At 73.0% G+C, this 14,814-nt stretch carries 16 protein-coding genes; 6 read left to right on the top strand and 10 right to left on the bottom strand.

The genetic code is table 11. The features are described 5' to 3' along the window. The first annotated feature begins 41 nt into the window (after window positions 1-41). The 3 genes from ACWC2T_RS06305 (at window position 42) to ACWC2T_RS06295 (ending at window position 2,982) form a co-directional block, all read left to right on the top strand. Window positions 42-224, top strand: a complete 183-nt coding sequence (locus ACWC2T_RS06305; protein WP_450669290.1) for a hypothetical protein — start codon at window positions 42-44, stop codon at window positions 222-224. 74 nt (window positions 225-298) lie between these two features. Beyond that, the gene (locus ACWC2T_RS06300; protein WP_450669289.1) at window positions 299-2,113 is read left to right on the top strand and encodes an ABC transporter ATP-binding protein; all 1,815 of its coding nucleotides are present in this window, start codon (window positions 299-301) and stop codon (window positions 2,111-2,113) included. Window positions 2,114-2,148: 35 nt separating this feature from the next. Then, window positions 2,149-2,982, top strand: coding sequence for a serine/threonine-protein kinase (locus tag ACWC2T_RS06295; protein WP_450669288.1), 834 nt, complete (start codon window positions 2,149-2,151; stop codon window positions 2,980-2,982). Window positions 2,983-2,999: 17 nt separating this feature from the next. Here the strand turns inward: ACWC2T_RS06295 and ACWC2T_RS06290 are convergent, their stop codons facing one another. The 8 genes from ACWC2T_RS06290 to ACWC2T_RS06255 all read right to left on the bottom strand — a co-directional run bounded on the left by ACWC2T_RS06290 (window position 3,000) and on the right by ACWC2T_RS06255 (window position 9,969). Further along, window positions 3,000-3,764: a hypothetical protein gene (locus ACWC2T_RS06290; protein ID WP_450669287.1), complete on the bottom strand. Its 765-nt coding sequence runs from the start codon at window positions 3,762-3,764 to the stop codon at window positions 3,000-3,002. Next, window positions 3,754-4,341: an RNA polymerase sigma factor gene (locus tag ACWC2T_RS06285; RefSeq protein WP_450669286.1), complete on the bottom strand. Its 588-nt coding sequence runs from the start codon at window positions 4,339-4,341 to the stop codon at window positions 3,754-3,756. The genes ACWC2T_RS06290 and ACWC2T_RS06285 overlap by 11 nt, the downstream gene beginning before the upstream one ends. A 110-nt stretch (window positions 4,342-4,451) precedes the next feature. Further along, on the bottom strand, window positions 4,452-4,997 hold the full coding sequence (locus tag ACWC2T_RS06280; RefSeq protein ID WP_450669285.1) for an arginine repressor: 546 nt from the start codon (window positions 4,995-4,997) through the stop codon (window positions 4,452-4,454). Window positions 4,998-5,004: 7 nt separating this feature from the next. Then, window positions 5,005-6,222, bottom strand: a complete 1,218-nt coding sequence (locus ACWC2T_RS06275) for an acetylornithine transaminase (RefSeq protein WP_450669284.1) — start codon at window positions 6,220-6,222, stop codon at window positions 5,005-5,007. Next, window positions 6,219-7,133 carry an acetylglutamate kinase gene (argB, locus tag ACWC2T_RS06270; protein ID WP_450669283.1) on the bottom strand — a complete coding sequence of 305 codons (915 nt, stop codon included), beginning with the start codon at window positions 7,131-7,133 and terminating at the stop codon, window positions 6,219-6,221. Before argB ends, ACWC2T_RS06275 begins: the two co-directional genes overlap by 4 nt. After that, a complete protein-coding gene (argJ, locus tag ACWC2T_RS06265; RefSeq protein WP_450669282.1) occupies window positions 7,130-8,281 on the bottom strand; it encodes a bifunctional glutamate N-acetyltransferase/amino-acid acetyltransferase ArgJ in 1,152 nt (383 codons plus the stop codon). The genes argB and argJ overlap by 4 nt, the downstream gene beginning before the upstream one ends. After that, a complete protein-coding gene (argC, locus tag ACWC2T_RS06260) occupies window positions 8,278-9,306 on the bottom strand; it encodes an N-acetyl-gamma-glutamyl-phosphate reductase (RefSeq protein WP_450669281.1) in 1,029 nt (342 codons plus the stop codon). Before argC ends, argJ begins: the two co-directional genes overlap by 4 nt. A gap of 60 nt (window positions 9,307-9,366) precedes the next feature. After that, window positions 9,367-9,969 carry an ABATE domain-containing protein gene (locus tag ACWC2T_RS06255; RefSeq protein ID WP_450669280.1) on the bottom strand — a complete coding sequence of 201 codons (603 nt, stop codon included), beginning with the start codon at window positions 9,967-9,969 and terminating at the stop codon, window positions 9,367-9,369. A gap of 95 nt (window positions 9,970-10,064) precedes the next feature. Here ACWC2T_RS06255 and ACWC2T_RS06250 point away from each other — a divergent pair, with 95 nt between their 5' ends. Both ACWC2T_RS06250 and ACWC2T_RS06245 read left to right on the top strand, forming a co-directional pair. Further along, window positions 10,065-11,297, top strand: coding sequence for a cysteine desulfurase (locus ACWC2T_RS06250; protein ID WP_450669279.1), 1,233 nt, complete (start codon window positions 10,065-10,067; stop codon window positions 11,295-11,297). A gap of 83 nt (window positions 11,298-11,380) precedes the next feature. Continuing rightward, entirely contained in the window at window positions 11,381-11,824 is a 444-nt protein-coding gene (locus tag ACWC2T_RS06245) for a DUF6314 family protein (RefSeq protein ID WP_450669278.1), read from the top strand. On the opposite strand, the gene ACWC2T_RS06240 is transcribed toward ACWC2T_RS06245, so the two are convergent. Next, window positions 11,806-12,399, bottom strand: coding sequence for a histidine phosphatase family protein (locus tag ACWC2T_RS06240; protein WP_450669277.1), 594 nt, complete (start codon window positions 12,397-12,399; stop codon window positions 11,806-11,808). The two genes, ACWC2T_RS06245 and ACWC2T_RS06240, sit on opposite strands and share 19 nt — an antisense overlap. Window positions 12,400-12,472: 73 nt before the next feature. Then, on the bottom strand, window positions 12,473-13,900 hold the full coding sequence (locus tag ACWC2T_RS06235) for an aminotransferase-like domain-containing protein (protein ID WP_450669276.1): 1,428 nt from the start codon (window positions 13,898-13,900) through the stop codon (window positions 12,473-12,475). Here ACWC2T_RS06235 and ACWC2T_RS06230 point away from each other — a divergent pair. Continuing rightward, a complete protein-coding gene (locus ACWC2T_RS06230) occupies window positions 13,899-14,810 on the top strand; it encodes a DMT family transporter (protein WP_450669275.1) in 912 nt (303 codons plus the stop codon). The genes ACWC2T_RS06235 and ACWC2T_RS06230 overlap by 2 nt on opposite strands. The last annotated feature ends 4 nt before the right edge of the window (window positions 14,811-14,814 follow it).

Raw genomic sequence — 14,814 nt, 5'->3', positions numbered from 1 at the left:
TGGGACGTATCTCAGGTACCGGATGTTTAAGGAGAAACCAGATGGCCATCTTCAGCAGTCTCATGCCCGCCCAGCGCCGTGACCACGGCCGCGACGAGACGTCACGCCACTTCACCTCGCGGCATGGGCACCGGCACGACCACGGCGACCGCCACGGCGACTTCGGCCGTCACGACCACGGCGACCGCCACGACCACGGCGACCACGGCGACCACGGATACTGATCGCCCGAGAAGGCCGAGCGGATCGGAGACCTCAGCACCCGGTCCGCTCCGCCGATCCGCGAGGGACCCCTCCCATGGCGCATGTCCTGCGGCGTCTGCTGTCGGTTGCCGAGGCGTCCGACGCCGTGGTGGCGGCCGCGCCCCCGGTGTCGCCGCGCGCGGTGTTCCGGCGGTTCTGGCCCTACACCCGCGGCGGTCGGCGCTGGCTGCTCCCCGTCCTCCTCTTCAGCCTGGTCGGCCCGGCCGTCGACGCCGCCGAACTGTGGCTCTTCAAGATCGTGGTGGACGAGGTTCTCGTTCCCCGGGACCTGCGGCCCTTCGCGTGGATCGCACCGGCCTATCTGGGCCTCATCCTGTGCTCCGGCATCCTGCGCTTCGCGGACGACATGACCTCGACCTGGGTCGGCGAGCGCTTCCTGCTCTCTCTTCGCTGCGATGTCTTCCGGCACGTCCAGGGGCTGTCGCTCGGCTTCTTCGAACGCCGGCGGCTCGGTGATGTGCTCTCCCGCGTCACGGGCGACGTCGACGCGGTCGAGACCTTCCTGCTCTCCGGCGTGGCGGACGCCCTGTACTACGTCGTCCGCCTGGCCCTCTTCCTCGGCCTGCTCCTCTACCTGCGCTGGGACCTGACCCTGCTCGCGCTGGCCATCGTGCCGCTGTTCTGGGGCGCCGCCCGGCACTTCGCGCGGCTGACCAAGGCGGCGTCCCGGGAGCGCAGGCGCCGCAGCGGCTCGCTCAGCGCGATCGCCGAGGAGGTGCTGGGCAACGTCGCCCTGGTGCAGGCGTACAACCGGCAGGGGTGGGAGGAGCGGCGGTTCGAGCGGGAGAGCGTCGGCAGGTTCCGGGCCGTGATGGCCTCCGCGCGGATCCGGGCCGTCTACTCTCCCGTCGTCGAGATCATCGAGGTGACCGGTGGCCTCGCCGTGATGGGCCTCGGCACCTGGAAGCTGGCCCAGGGACAGCTCACGCTGGGCGGACTGCTGGTCTTCCTGGCCCTGATCGGCAAGCTCTACGGTCCGGTCCACGGCCTGTTCCGGCTCGGCACCACCTTCTACGCGGCCTCCGCCTCGGCCGAGCGGATCATCGAGCTGCTCGACCAGCGGCCGCAGGTCACCGAGCGGGCCGACGCCCGGCGGACCGGCCGCGCGCGGGGTGCGGTGGAGTTCGACGGCGTCTGGTTCCGTTACCCCGGCACCGCCTGCTGGGCACTGTCGGACGTGTCCTTCCAGGTGGCTCCGGGCGAGACCGTCGCACTGGTCGGTGCCAGCGGGGCCGGCAAGTCGACCGTCGCCAAGCTCCAGTTGCGGTTCTACGACCCCGAGCGGGGAGCGGTCCGGCTCGACGGGACCGATCTGCGGGAGCTGCGGCTGGCCGACGTACGGGAGAGCGTCGCGGTGGTGCTCCAGGAGACGCTCGTCTTCCACGGCACCGTACGGGAGAACATCGCCTACGGGCGGCCCGGGGCGAGCGAGGCGGACATCGTCGCGGCGGCGCGCGCGGCCGACGCCCACGAGTTCGTCGAGCGGCTCCCCGAGGGCTACGACACCCTGGTCGGACAGCGCGGCCGGACCCTGTCCGGCGGGCAGTGCCAGCGTCTGGCGATCGCCCGCGCGATGCTCAGGGACGCGCCCGTGCTCCTGCTGGACGAGCCGACCACCGGGCTCGATGTGCGGTCGGCCCGGCGGATCATGGATCCGCTGCGCCGGCTCATGGCCGGGCGGACGACCGTGGTCATCTCCCACAACCTGCTGACCGTCCGCGACGCCTCGCGGATCGTGGTGCTCGACCACGGCCGGGTCGTGGAACACGGCGCCCACGAGGACCTGCTGCGCGGCCGGGGACCGTACGCCCGGCTGCACCGGCTGAGCGCGGGCCCGGTGCTGTCATGAACGGCCCTGTGGCGCACGGCCGTTGCCCCGCGCCCATGGTACCGGGGACGAAACCGGCGCCGGGCTACGAGATCCTGGCGCATCTGACCCGCACCGGCTGGCTCGACGTGTACGACGCGTGGAGCGAGGACCGGGCCTGCCGGTGTGTGGTCAAGGTGGTACGACCGGACCGGCGGGGCGAAGAGGGGCTGGGCGAGCGGCTGCTGCGGGAGGGCCGGTGGCTGCGGGAGTTCAGCCATCCGCATCTGGTCCGGGGCTACGAGACCGTCGAGTCGCCCCAGCCGCTCGTCGTCCTGGAGACGCTGACCGGCGAGACCCTGTCCCACCTCGTGCACCGGTTGCGGCGCCGGCCGGCCGCCGCCGATGTGGCGCTGCTCGGCGTGCAGTTGTGCTCCGCCGTCCACTACCTGAACGGCCGGGGTCTGCTGCACCTGGACCTCAAGCCGTCCAACGTGGTGGTGGACCGCGGCCATGCCAAGGTGCTGGACCTGAGCGTCGCCCGGCCGCCCGGACCGGCGCCCGCCGGTGTGGGCACGTTCTGCTACCTCGCTCCGGAGCAGGCCCGGGGCGGTCCGCTCACGGCCGCGGCCGACGTGTGGGGCATCGGTGTCACGTTGTACGAGGTCGCGTCCGGCGGCCTCCCCTTCGACCACAGGGCGCGCGAGGTCGAGCCCGAGGACGGCAGCGAGGGCACGGAGGACCGGTACCCGCAGCTCGAGGAGGCGGCCGCGCCGATCGCGTTCCGGAGGCGGCTGCCGCCCGCGCTCGCCGCCGCCGTCGACGCCTGTCTGCGGGCCGACCCGGCGCGGCGGCCCACGGTCGACGAGCTGGCCGCGGCCCTGGAGGCGACACTGCGCCCGCACCCCTGATTCAGCCGGGCCCCGGTTCACACCTGCGGTTGCACGACGTGCCCCATCTCCAGGCGAGCCGTGGCGAGGACGGTCCCCCCGGGGGTCGTCAGCCGGGCGCCGGAGAGGGTCGACAGGTCACCGGGAGCGGCCACGCCCCACTCGCCGCGTCCGGCGGTCAGGGGGAAGTCGCCGACCCGGACGGTCGTGCCGTCGGAGTGCTCCAGGAGACAGGTGACCTTGCCGGTGTACGAGCCGCGCGGGCCGGCGGCGTCGACGGACACGAAGATCCAGCCGGGGACCCCGGGATGGGCGTAGACCTCGCCGATCTTCCCGCCGCCGAGGGCCGAGTTCATGTCGCCGACCAGCATGGGCTCGGACTCGGTGGCGGGCGCGGTCGAGGCGACGACCTCCTCGACGGCGGTGCCGATCCCCCAGCCGGCGAACCCGACAGCGACGGTGAGTGCGGTGGCGACGGCCGCGAGCCGCAGCCGGGCCCGGCGGGCCCGCACGCGCAGGTCCCGCGACGCACGGCCGGAGGCGTGCGCGGCGGCCTCGGGCGCCGCGGCCTGCTCCGCCAGCCTGCGCGCCACCCGGGTCTCGAACCCCGCCGGGGGCTCGCTGTCCGGCAGCAGGCCGATCAGCCGGTCGCCGACCAGGGTGAGTTGTCGGACGTACTCCCGGCAGTCGGCGCACCGGTCCAGATGGGCGACCGCCTCGGCGCGCTCCCGGCCGGGCAGCACGCCCAGCGCCAGCTCGGCGCCGATCTCCCGCAGCTTGTCGCAGGTCGCGTCACTGGACATGGTCGCCTCGCTTCGAAGGCGCGAGTGTGGTGCGCAGTTTCGCCATGGCGGCCCTGATCCGCGTCTTGGCGGTGCCCAGCGGGATGCGCTCCGCGTCGGCGATCTGCTGGGCCGTCATTCCGTAGATGCCGGCCATCACCAGGGCCCTGGCCTGTTCCCGGGGCAGCCGGGCCACGGCGGCCCGCAGCTGGGCGGAGGCCTCGTCGGCCAGCGCCCACTGCTCGGGGGTCTCGGTGACGACGCCGATGACACCGTCCAGGTCCTCCGGTGCCATCGGCTCGGTCCGCCGGGCCCGGACGGCGTCCACGGCGAGGTTGTGCGCGATGGTGGTCAGCCAGGTGGTGACCGAGCCGCGGCGCGAGTCGTAGATCTGGGCATGCCGCCACGCGCGCTCGAACGTCAACTGAGCGACGTCCTCGGCGAGTTGCTCATCCCCGGTGACGGCCATGGCGACCCCGAAGACCCGGTGCTGGAATCTGCGTACGAAGACCACCGCGAGTTCCGGATCACCGGTGGCCAGCCCGGACAGCAGGGCCTCGTCCGGGAGCCGGCCCACGGGGAACCGGAAACCCGACACACCCCTGTATACGGCCGACGGCCGCCAGGGGATTGCCCGCCCACCTGCCCGCCCGCCGCGGAAGATCACACTGTCATTCTCCGCCGGCGGACGGGGCCCCGCATGCGGGCTCAGTGGCCGTTCTGGGCCAGCCGCAGAAGATGATCCGCCAGGGCCTGCCCGCCGCTCGGGTCCCGGCTGATCAGCAGCAACGTGTCGTCACCGGCGATCGTGCCCAGGATGTCGTGCAGCTCCGCCTGGTCGATGGCCGAGGCGAGGAACTGGGCGGCCCCCGGCGGGGTGCGCAGGACGACCAGGTTGGCGGAGGCTTCCGCGGAGATCAGCAGCTCCTGGGAGAGCCGCCGCATCCGCTCCTCCTTGGCCGACTCCCCCAGCGGCGCACGCGGGGTACGGAAACCGCCCTCGCTCGGCACCGCGTAGATCAGCTCGCCGTCGGTGTTGCGGATCTTCACCGCGTTCAGCTCGTCGAGGTCCCGGGAGAGCGTCGCCTGGGTGACGTTCAGCCCGTCGTCGGCGAGCAGCTTGGCCAGCTGGCTCTGCGACCGCACCGGCTGCCGGTTGAGGATGTCCACGATCCGGCGGTGCCGCGCGGTCCGGGTCTGCGGCACGGCCGGTCCGGCACCCGCCGCCTGCTCGTGGTCCTGCGCCTGGCTCATCGTCGTCCTATTCTCCGGATCGTCCGTCCCCGTCCACCGGGTTGTCCCCTGGGCAAGCTGCGTCGAGGATGCCGGGCAGCGCCTGGAGGAAGGCACCCGCCTCGGCGTCGGAGATGTTCAGCGGCGGCATGAGCCGTACGACGTCGGGGGCGGGCGCGTTCACCAGGAACCCGGCCTCCTGGGCCGCCTGCTGCACCTGTGGCGCGTGCGGCCCGGTGAGCACGATACCCAGGAGCAGGCCGGCACCCCGCACATAATCGATCAACGGGTGGCCCAGGCCCTCGATTCCCTCGCGCAGCTTCTCGCTCTGCCGCTTGACGTTCTCCAGCAGCCCGTCGTTCGCGATGGTGTCCAGTACGGCGAGTCCGGCGGCGCAGGCGACCGGGTTGCCACCGAAGGTGGTGCCGTGCTGGCCGGGCCGGAGCAGTTCGGCGGCCCGGCCGAAGGCCACGGTGGCGCCGAGCGGCAGCCCGCCGCCGAGCTGCTTGGCGAGGGTGACGACATCGGGCAGGACGCCCTCGTGGGCCTGGTACTCGAACCAGGTCCCGGTGCGGCCGATGCCGGTCTGCACCTCGTCCAGCACCAGCAGGGCGCCGGTGGCGGCGGTGATCGCGCGGGCGGCCTTCAGATAGCCGGCCGGGGGCACGACGACACCGTTCTCGCCCTGGACCGGCTCGATGATCACCAGAGCCGTCTCCTCGGTGACCGCCGCCGCGAGGGCCTGCGCGTCGCCGTAGGGCACGTGCGTGACCTCGCCGGGCAGCGGCAGGAAGGGGTCCTGCTTGGCGGGCTGGCCGGTGAGCGCGAGGGCGCCCATCGTCCGGCCGTGGAAGCCGCCGGTGGTGGCGACCATGTGGGTGCGCCCGGTCAGCCGGCCGATCTTGAAGGCGGCCTCGTTGGCCTCGGCGCCGGAGTTGCAGAAGAAGACGCGGCCCTCCCGGCCGAAGAGCTGCAGCAGCCGTTCGGCGAGGGCGACGGTGGGCTCGGCCATGAAGAAGTTGGAGATGTGGCCGAGCTGCCCGATCTGCCTGCTGACGGCCTCGACGATCGCCGGGTGGGCGTGACCGAGGGCGTTGGTGGCGATGCCGCCGACGAAGTCGTGGTACTCCCGGCCCTCGGCGTCCCACACCTTGACGCCCTCGCCGCGTACGAGGGGCAGGCGGGGGGTGCCGTAGTTGTTCATGAGCGCGCCCTGCCACCGCTCGGTCAGTTCCTGGTTGCTCATGACTCCCCCTGTTCGCCCGGAATCCCATCGGGCACGACCATCGTGCCGATGCCTTCGTCCGTGAAGATCTCCAGCAGGATCGAGTGCTGGACCCGGCCGTCGATGACGCGGGCGGTGTGCACCCCGTTGCGCACGGCGTGCAGACAGCCCTCCATCTTCGGCACCATGCCGGAGCTCAACTCCGGCAGCAGCTTCTCCAGTTGGGAAGCGGTGAGGCGGCTGATCACCTCGTCGGAGTTCGGCCAGTCCTCGTAGAGGCCCTCGACGTCGGTGAGCACCATGAGGGTCTCGGCGCCAAGAGCAGCAGCGAGTGCCGCAGCCGCCGTATCAGCATTGACGTTGTAGACATGTCCGTCGTCCTGGCTCCGGGCGATTGACGAGACCACCGGGATACGGCCGTCCGCCAGCAGCGCCTCGATCGCGCCCGTGTCGATCGCGGTGATCTCGCCGACCCGCCCGATGTCGACCAGTTCCCCGTCGATCTCGGGCTGGTGCCGGGTGGCGGTGATGGTGTGCGCGTCCTCGCCGGTCAGGCCGACGGCGAGCGGGCCGTGCTGGTTGAGCAGACCGACCAGCTCCCGCTGCACCTGTCCGGCCAGCACCATCCGTACGACGTCCATGGCGTCCTCGGTGGTGACGCGCAGGCCCGCCTTGAACTCGCTGACGATGCCGTGCCGGTCGAGGGCGGCGCTGATCTGCGGGCCGCCGCCGTGGACGACGACCGGCTTGAGGCCGGCGTGGTGCAGGAACACGACGTCCTGCGCGAAGGCGGCCTTCAGCTCCTCGTCGATCATGGCGTTGCCGCCGAACTTGATGACGACGGTCTTGCCGTTGTGCTTGACCAGCCAGGGCAGCGCCTCGATGAGGATCTGGGCCTTGGGCAGTGCGGTGTGTTTACGCGTGGTGCTCATGACGAGTAGGCGCTGTTCTCGTGGACGTAGTCGGCGGTGAGGTCGTTGGTCCAGATGGTCGCGGTCTCGGTGCCCGCGGCCAGGTCGGCGACGATGTGCACCTCGCGGTAGCGCATGTCGACCTTCTCGCGGTCCTCGCCGACGGAGCCGTTCTTGCACACCCACACGCCGTTGATGGCGACGCCCAGCCGGTCCGGCTCGAAGGCGGCCCTGGTCGTGCCGATCGCGGAGAGCACGCGGCCCCAGTTGGGGTCCTCGCCGTGGATCGCGCACTTGAGCAGGTTGTTGCGGGCGATGGAGCGGCCCACCTCCACGGCGTCCTCCTCGCTCGCCGCGTTGACCACCTCGACCTTGATGTCCTTGCTCGCGCCCTCGGCGTCGCCGATGAGCTGCCGGCCGAGGTCGTCGCACACCTGCCGTACGGCGTCGGCGAACTCCGCGTACTCCGGGGTGATGCCGGAGGCGCCGGAGGCGAGCAGCAGCACGGTGTCGTTGGTGGACATGCAGCCGTCGGAGTCGACCCGGTCGAAGGTGACCCTGGTGGCGGCGCGCAGGGCCCGGTCCAGGGTCTCGTTGTCGAGGTCGGCGTCGGTGGTGAGGACGACCAGCATGGTGGCGAGGCCGGGCGCGAGCATGCCCGCGCCCTTGGCCATGCCGCCGACGGTCCAGCCGTCCTTCGACACGACGGAGGTCTTGTGGACGGTGTCGGTGGTCTTGATGGCGATGGCGGCCTTCTCACCGCCGTGCTCGGACAGCTGCGCGGCGGCCGTCTCCACACCGGGGAGCAGCTTGTCCATGGGCAGCAGGACGCCGATGAGGCCGGTGGAGCAGACGGCGACCTCGATGGCGCCGCGGCCGAGGACCTCGGCGACCTTCTCGGCGGTGGCGTGCGTGTCCTGGAAGCCCTTGGGGCCGGTGCAGGCGTTGGCGCCGCCGGAGTTGAGGACGACCGCGGAGACCTGGCCGCTCTTGAGGACCTGCTCGGACCACAGCACCGGCGCGGCCTTCACCCGGTTGGCGGTGAAGACGCCCGCGGCGGCACGGCGGGGCCCGTTGTTGACCACGAGGGCCAGGTCGGGATTGCCGTTCTCCTTGATCCCGGCGGCGATCCCCGCCGCCGTGAATCCCTTGGCTGCCGTGACACTCACGGTGCGACTCCGATCATGGAAAGCCCGGTGGTCTCGTCGAACCCCAGGGCGATGTTCATGCTCTGCACGGCACCGCCCGCGGTGCCCTTGGTCAGGTTGTCGATGGCGCTGATCGCGATGATGCGGCCCACGGACTCGTCGTACGCGACCTGCACCTGAACAGCGTTGGAACCGTAGACGGACGCCGTCGCGGGCCACTGGCCCTCGGGGAGCAGATGGACGAAGGGCTCGTCGGCGTAGGCCTTCTCGTAGGCGGCGCGGACGGAGTCCGCCGTCACGCCCGCGACGGCGGAGGCGCTGCACGTGGCGAGGATTCCGCGCGGCATCGGTGCCAGGGTCGGCGTGAACGAGACCCGCACGGACTCCCCGGCGGCCCCGCTGAGGTTCTGGATCATCTCGGGGGTGTGCCGGTGGCCGCCGCCGACGCCGTACGGCGACATGGAGCCCATGACCTCGCTGCCGAGCAGGTGCGGCTTGGATGCCTTGCCGGCGCCGGAGGTGCCGGACGCGGCGACGATCACCGCCTCGGGCTCGGCGATCCCGGCCGCGTAGGCCGGGAACAGGGCGAGGGTGACGGCGGTGGGGTAGCAGCCGGGCACCGCGATGCGCTTGGACCCCGTAAGCGCGGCGCGGGCGCCCGGAAGTTCGGGGAGGCCGTACGGCCAGGTGCCGGCGTGTGCGGAGCCGTAGAACCTCTCCCAGTCGGCCGGGTCCTTCAGCCGGAAGTCGGCGCCCATGTCGACCACGAGGACATCGGGCCCGAGCTGCTCTGCGACGGCGGCGGACTGGCCGTGCGGCAGCGCGAGGAAGACCACGTCGTGCCCGGCGAGGGCCTCGGCCGTGGTCTCGGTGAGCACGCGGTCGGCCAGCGGCAGCAGATGCGGCTGCAGCGCGCCGAGCCGCTGCCCGGCGTTGGAGTTCCCGGTCAGGGCACCGATCTCGACCTCGGGGTGCGCGAGGAGCAGGCGCAGGACCTCGCCGCCCGCGTATCCGCTCGCTCCGGCCACCGCCGCACGTACCGCCATGTCCATCCTCCTCTTGATGGCATGACTATACGTATCGCTGCACGTTTATGCAATCGCCTTTCACGGCGAGCCGGACTTCCGGGCGGCGTAGGCGCGGGCGGCCCGGACCCGGTTGCCGCACTTGGTGGTGCACCAGCGGCGGGCACCGTGGGAGCGCAGGAACCAGCGGGCGCAGCCCTGGGCGGCGCACTCCGTGAGCTGGCCGGCGTCGGCACCGGTGAGCAGGTCGGTGGCGTCCTCGGCGAGCAGGGAGAGCGCGGCGGCAGCCGGGTTTCCGGCGTCGGGGAGGTCGGCGCGGTGGGGGCCGTCCGCGGTCCAGGCGAGCCGGGGGGTGGCGGGCGCGGCGGCGAGCGCACTGTTGAGGGTCTCAAGGGCGTCGGCGGGCGGGTGTGCCGCGGTCACGCGGGCCGCGAAGAGCGCGCGCAGCGCCTCGCGCAGGGTGCGCAGCCGGCCGGACAGCCTGCCGTTGATCACCACCCGGTCGGGCAGCAGCTCGTGCCGGACGAGCCAGAGCCGTGCGGCCTCGGTGTCGTCGAGCAGGTCGACCAGGCCATGGCTGACGGTGAAGCGCATGTTGACCAGCGCCAGCGAGACATACCGGTCCTCGCCCGGGACCGGGAGCTGGTGCAGGTGGACGCGGGACTCGTGATCCACGGCTCTCATGGTAATCCTTGCGGTTCTCCGTGAGGAGGGCTTAGCGTTCCTCACGGAGAACCACCGCCAAACCCGTGAGACGAAACCTTGAGAGGTGAGCCGCCGTGACCTTCGACGTGGACCTGCTGCGCAAGGACTTCCCGATCCTGGAGCGGACCCTGGAGAGCGGCGCCCCGCTCGTCTACCTGGACTCCGGCGCCACCACCCAGAAACCGCTCCAGGTCCTCGACGCCGAACGGGACTTCTACCTGCACCGCAACGCGGCCGTGCACCGCGGCGCGCACCAGCTGGCGGGCGAGGCGACGGAGGCGTACGAGCAGGCCCGGCACACGGTCGCCCGGTTTATCGGCGCCGCCGACGACGAGGTGGTCTTCACCCGGAACACCACCGAGGGCATCAACCTCGTCGCCTACGCGCTGGGCAACGCCGGCCGGCTCGGCCCGGGCGACCGGATCGTGGTGACGGAGATGGAGCACCACGCGAACCTGGTCCCCTGGCAGCAGCTCGCCGAGCGGACCGGGGCCCGGCTCGACTGGTTCGGGCTCACCGACGACGGCCGGCTCGACCTGTCCCGGACGGAGGAGCTGCTGGACGAGCGCACGAAGGTGCTCGCCCTCTGCCACCAGTCCAACGTGCTCGGCACGCTCAACCCGGTGCGCGAACTCGCCGACCGCGCGCACGCGTTCGGCACCCTGGTGGTCGTGGACGGCGCCCAGTCCGTGCCGCACCGTCCGGTCGACGTGACGGAGCTGGGTGCGGACTTCGTCGCCTTCTCCGGGCACAAGATGCTCGGCCCGAACGGCGTCGGCGTGCTGTGGGGCCGCGCGGACCTGCTCGCCGGGCTGCCGCCGTTCCTCACCGGGGGCTCGATGATCGAGATCGTGGAGATGGACCGCACCACCTTCCTGCCGCCGCCGCAGCGCTTCGAGGCGGGCGTGCCGATGACCTCGCAGGCGGTGGGGCTCGCCGCGGCGGTGGAGTACCTGGAGCGGCTCGGGATGGCGGAGGTGGCGGCGTACGAGGAGGAGCTCACCGGCCGTGCGCTGGGTCTGCTCGCCGAGGTCCCGGGCGTCCGGATCGTCGGGCCCACCGAGCTCACCGACCGGGGCTCGGCGGTCTCCTTCACGGTCGACGGCCTCCATCCGCACGACGTGGGCCAGGTGCTGGACGAGCGGGGCGTGGCCGTCCGCGTGGGCCACCACTGCGCCCGGCCGATCGTGAAGCGGTACGGCATCCCGGCGACGACCCGGGCGAGCTTCTACGTCTACAACACACCGGCCGAGGTGGACGCGCTGGTGGAGGGGGTCCGGGCGGCGCAGCGGTACTTCGGGGTCTGAAGCGAACGATGAGAACAACGCCGAAAATGGGGAAGAGGTCCGCGCTCGTCGGCGGGGCGGGCGGTTCCGGGAAGGGGTGATCGATGGGCGGGTTCTGGCCGGTCGCCGATGTGCTGGCCCATCTCGCCGGCCACTGGCGCGTCGAGCGCGGTGTGCGGGACCTGGCGAGCGGGGACGAGGGGCGGTTCTCCGGGACGACGGCCTTCACCGCGCTGGAGACCGGAGGCCTGCTGCACGAGGAGTCCGGCACCTTCACCTGGCAGGGCGTGGCGCGACCCGCCACCCGCACGCTGCGCTTCCTGCCGGGGCCCACGCCGGGTACGGCGGACGTGCGGTTCGCGGACGGGCGGCCGTTCCATGAGCTGGACCTGAGCTCGGGGCGGTGGGTCGCCGAGCACCCGTGCGCGGCCGATCTCTACCGTGGCGAGTTCACCGTCCAGGACGCCGACCGCTGGCGCTCGGTGTGGCGGGTCGGCGGCCCGGCGAAGGCTCTGGTGCTGACCACGGACTATGTGCGCGAGGGCTGAACCGAAACGGCGTCGAGGCGGAGGTTCCAGCGGCCCGCGCGGCCGGTGACGCTGGACGTGGACAGCGGGCGCACGTCGATGTTCCAGTAGGTCGACGGCGGCGCCTTCAGGGCGTAGACCAGGGCCGCGCGGATCACGGCGGGCTCGGCGACGGCGACGATCCGGCCGCCGTCCTCCACCGGCCGGGTGTCCAGCCAGCCGCCCACCCGGGAGATGAACGCCAGCAGGGACTCGCCGCCGTGCGGGGTGGCGCGCGGGTCGGCGAGCCAGGCGTCCACCGCGTCCGGCTCGCGGGCCATCGCCTCGCCCAGGGTCATGCCACGCCAGCGGCCCATGTCGCAGTCCCGCAGCGCCAGTTGGACCAGCGGGGCGTACCCCAGGGCGTCACCGGTGGCCCGGCTGCGCGCGGTCGGCGAGCAGTACCGCAGTTCGGCGGCCGCCAGCGGCAGCAGATCCCCGGCGGCGCGCTGCACCTCGTCCCAGCCGGCCCGGTCCAGCGGCCGGTCGTCCTCGAAGCGCTCCGCGAGCAGCGGGGCGCTGCGCGCGGCGGCGACGAACGTCACCCTCAGTGGCATGCGGTGATGGTGGGCCGCCGGTGAGTGCAGGTCAAGGGGTGTCGCCTGTGAGCTACGAGGTGTGTGCGGTCGGTCACTCGTCACAGGCCGCCCGCAGCCGCCGTACGCCCTCGGTGATCTCCCCGGTGCCGGCGACCGCGGCGAAGCTCAGGCGGAGGTGGGCCGCGGGGGGTTCGGCGCTGAAGTAGGGGCGGCCGGGGGTGAGGGCGACACCCGCGCGGAGGCCGGCCGCGGTGACGGCCGTCTCGTCGGCACCTTCGGGCAGCCGGAGCCAGAGGTGGTAGCCGCCGGAGGGGATGTGCGGCAGGGCGAGTTCGGGCAGGTGCAGGGCGAGCGCGGCCGTCATGGCGTCGCGGCGGGTCTTCAACTCGGCCGACAGCGCCCGCAGATGGCGGGGCCAGGCCGGGGAGCCGACCAGTTCCAGGGCCGCCTCCTGCAGCGGCCGGGGGACGAAGAAGCTGTCCACGACCTGGATGGCGCGCAGGCGTTCCAGCACCGGGCCGCGCGCGGCCAGGGCGCTCACCCGGAAGCTGGGCGAGGTGGCCTTGGTCAGCGAGCCGACGTGCACCACCACGCCGTCCGGGTCGTCTGCGGCCAGCGGCCGGGGCAGCGGGCCCGCGTCGGCGTGCGCCAGGCGCCGTACGAAATCGTCCTCGATGACGAAGGCGCCGGACTCGCGGGCGATGCGCAGCACCTCGGCGCGCCGGCCGGGGGCCAGCACGGCGCCGGTGGGGTTCTGGAACAGCGGCTGGCAGACGAACACCCGGGCGCCGCTGGCCCGGAAGGCGTCGGCGAGCAGCTCGGGGCGTACGCCGTCGGAGTCCACAGGCACCGGGACGGGCCGGAGGCCGGCCGCGCGGGCGATCGCCAGCATGCCCGGGTAGGTGGGCGACTCCACGAGGACCGGGGCGCCCGGCGGGGCGAGGGCGCGCAGGGCGGTGGCCAGGGCGGACTGGCCGCCGGCCGCGATCAGCACCTCGGCCGCGGTGACGGCCCCGCCGATCTCGCGCGCGAACCACTCCCGCAGCTCCGGCAGGCCCTCCAGCGGCGGCCTCCCCCAGGCGCCCGGTCGCCGCCCGGCCCGGGCGAGCGCCGCCGCCATGGCTCGCTCGGGCTGGAGGGAGGGATGGAGATAGCCGCCGTTGAACTCCAGCACTCCGGGCGGCGGCGCGGCCAGGGAGACCGTGACCCCGGAGGCGTCCACCGTGCGCGGTACGAGCTCGGCGGCGCCGTCGGCGCTCAGCGCGACCTCCTGCCAGGAGGTGTCCCCGGCCGGGGTTTGTGCGTGGTGCGACCGGGCCCGGAAGGCGCCGGCGCCGGGCCGGGTGACGACCAGTCCCTCGGCAGCCAGCTGGGCGAGCGCGCGCGAGACGGTCACCGGGCTCACGCGGAACCGTTCGACCAGCGCCCGGCTCGACGGGAGCTTTCCACCGGGAGAGTAGCGGTCCAGTTCCCGTCGGAGCTGTTCCGCCAGTCCGCCCACACTGCTACTCTGCTGCATGAGAGCACAGAGTAGCGCTACTACGGCGACACCGATAGCAGTCACCGCTCCGCACGAGCGCCGCGGCCTCGGCACCGGTCTCGCCGCCCTCGGCGTCGCCTCCTTCTCCCTGACCTTCCCGGCCACCGCCTGGGGCCTGCAGGGCTTCGGCCCCTGGTCGCTGGTGGCCGTGCGCAGCGCGCTCGCCGCGCTCGTCGCGGGCGGCTGCCTCCTCGTGCTGCGGGTGCCGCTGCCCGAGCGCCGGCATCTGCCCTCTCTCGCCGTCGTCGCGGCCGGTGTCGTGCTGGGCTTCCCGCTGCTGACCACGCTCGCCCTGCAGACCTCCACCACCGCGCACGCCGCCGTCGTGGTGGGGCTGCTGCCGCTGACCACCGCCGTGTTCTCGGCGCTGCGCACCGGCAGCCGCCCCTCGCGCCGGTTCTGGCTGGCCGCGCTGGCGGGCGCCGCGGCCGTGGCCGCCTTCACCGCCGGGCAGAGCGGCGGCGCGCTCACGGCCGCCGACGGCTTCCTGTTCGCGGCCCTGCTGGTGTGTGCGGCCGGCTACACCGAGGGCGGCCGGCTGGCCCGGATCATGCCGGGCTGGCAGGTGATCGGCTGGGCGCTGGTGCTGTGCCTGCCGCTGAGCGCGCCGGCCGCCGTGGTGGCGCTGACGTACGAACCCGTCCACCTCGGCTGGCACGGCATCGCGGGTCTGCTGTGGGTGGCGCTGGGCTCGCAGTTCCTCGGCCTGGTCGTCTGGTACCGGGGGATGGCGGTCATCGGCATCCCCCGGGCCAGCCAGTTGCAGTTGGCCCAGCCCCTGCTCACACTGGTGTGGTCGGCGCTGCTGCTGGGCGAGCACTTCACGGCGGCCGCTCCGGTGACCGCCGTCGCCGTGCTCGTGTGCATCGCCGTCACCCAGCGGTCGTGATCAT

Source organism: Streptomyces sp. NPDC001393, from assembly GCF_053597455.1.
Note: the sequence above shows the minus strand (reverse complement) of the source record. Positions and strands in the feature narration are given on the sequence as shown.

Bases quoted from the DNA above. Each gene is read 5' to 3' on its own strand.
- ACWC2T_RS06305 (WP_450669290.1), top strand. From the start codon at position 42: ATGGCCATCTTCAGCAGTCTCATGCCCGCCCAGCGCCGTGACCACGGC.
- ACWC2T_RS06300 (WP_450669289.1), top strand. From the start codon at position 299: ATGGCGCATGTCCTGCGGCGTCTGCTGTCGGTTGCCGAGGCGTCCGAC.
- ACWC2T_RS06295 (WP_450669288.1), top strand. From the start codon at position 2,149: ATGGTACCGGGGACGAAACCGGCGCCGGGCTACGAGATCCTGGCGCAT.
- ACWC2T_RS06290 (WP_450669287.1), bottom strand. From the start codon at position 3,764: ATGTCCAGTGACGCGACCTGCGACAAGCTGCGGGAGATCGGCGCCGAG.
- ACWC2T_RS06280 (WP_450669285.1), bottom strand. From the start codon at position 4,997: ATGAGCCAGGCGCAGGACCACGAGCAGGCGGCGGGTGCCGGACCGGCC.
- ACWC2T_RS06275 (WP_450669284.1), bottom strand. From the start codon at position 6,222: ATGAGCAACCAGGAACTGACCGAGCGGTGGCAGGGCGCGCTCATGAAC.
- argB (WP_450669283.1), bottom strand. From the start codon at position 7,133: ATGAGCACCACGCGTAAACACACCGCACTGCCCAAGGCCCAGATCCTC.
- argC (WP_450669281.1), bottom strand. From the start codon at position 9,306: ATGGCGGTACGTGCGGCGGTGGCCGGAGCGAGCGGATACGCGGGCGGC.
- ACWC2T_RS06255 (WP_450669280.1), bottom strand. From the start codon at position 9,969: ATGAGAGCCGTGGATCACGAGTCCCGCGTCCACCTGCACCAGCTCCCG.
- ACWC2T_RS06245 (WP_450669278.1), top strand. From the start codon at position 11,381: ATGGGCGGGTTCTGGCCGGTCGCCGATGTGCTGGCCCATCTCGCCGGC.
- ACWC2T_RS06240 (WP_450669277.1), bottom strand. From the start codon at position 12,399: ATGCCACTGAGGGTGACGTTCGTCGCCGCCGCGCGCAGCGCCCCGCTG.
- ACWC2T_RS06230 (WP_450669275.1), top strand. From the start codon at position 13,899: ATGAGAGCACAGAGTAGCGCTACTACGGCGACACCGATAGCAGTCACC.
- ACWC2T_RS06235 (WP_450669276.1), bottom strand. From the start codon at position 13,900: ATGCAGCAGAGTAGCAGTGTGGGCGGACTGGCGGAACAGCTCCGACGG.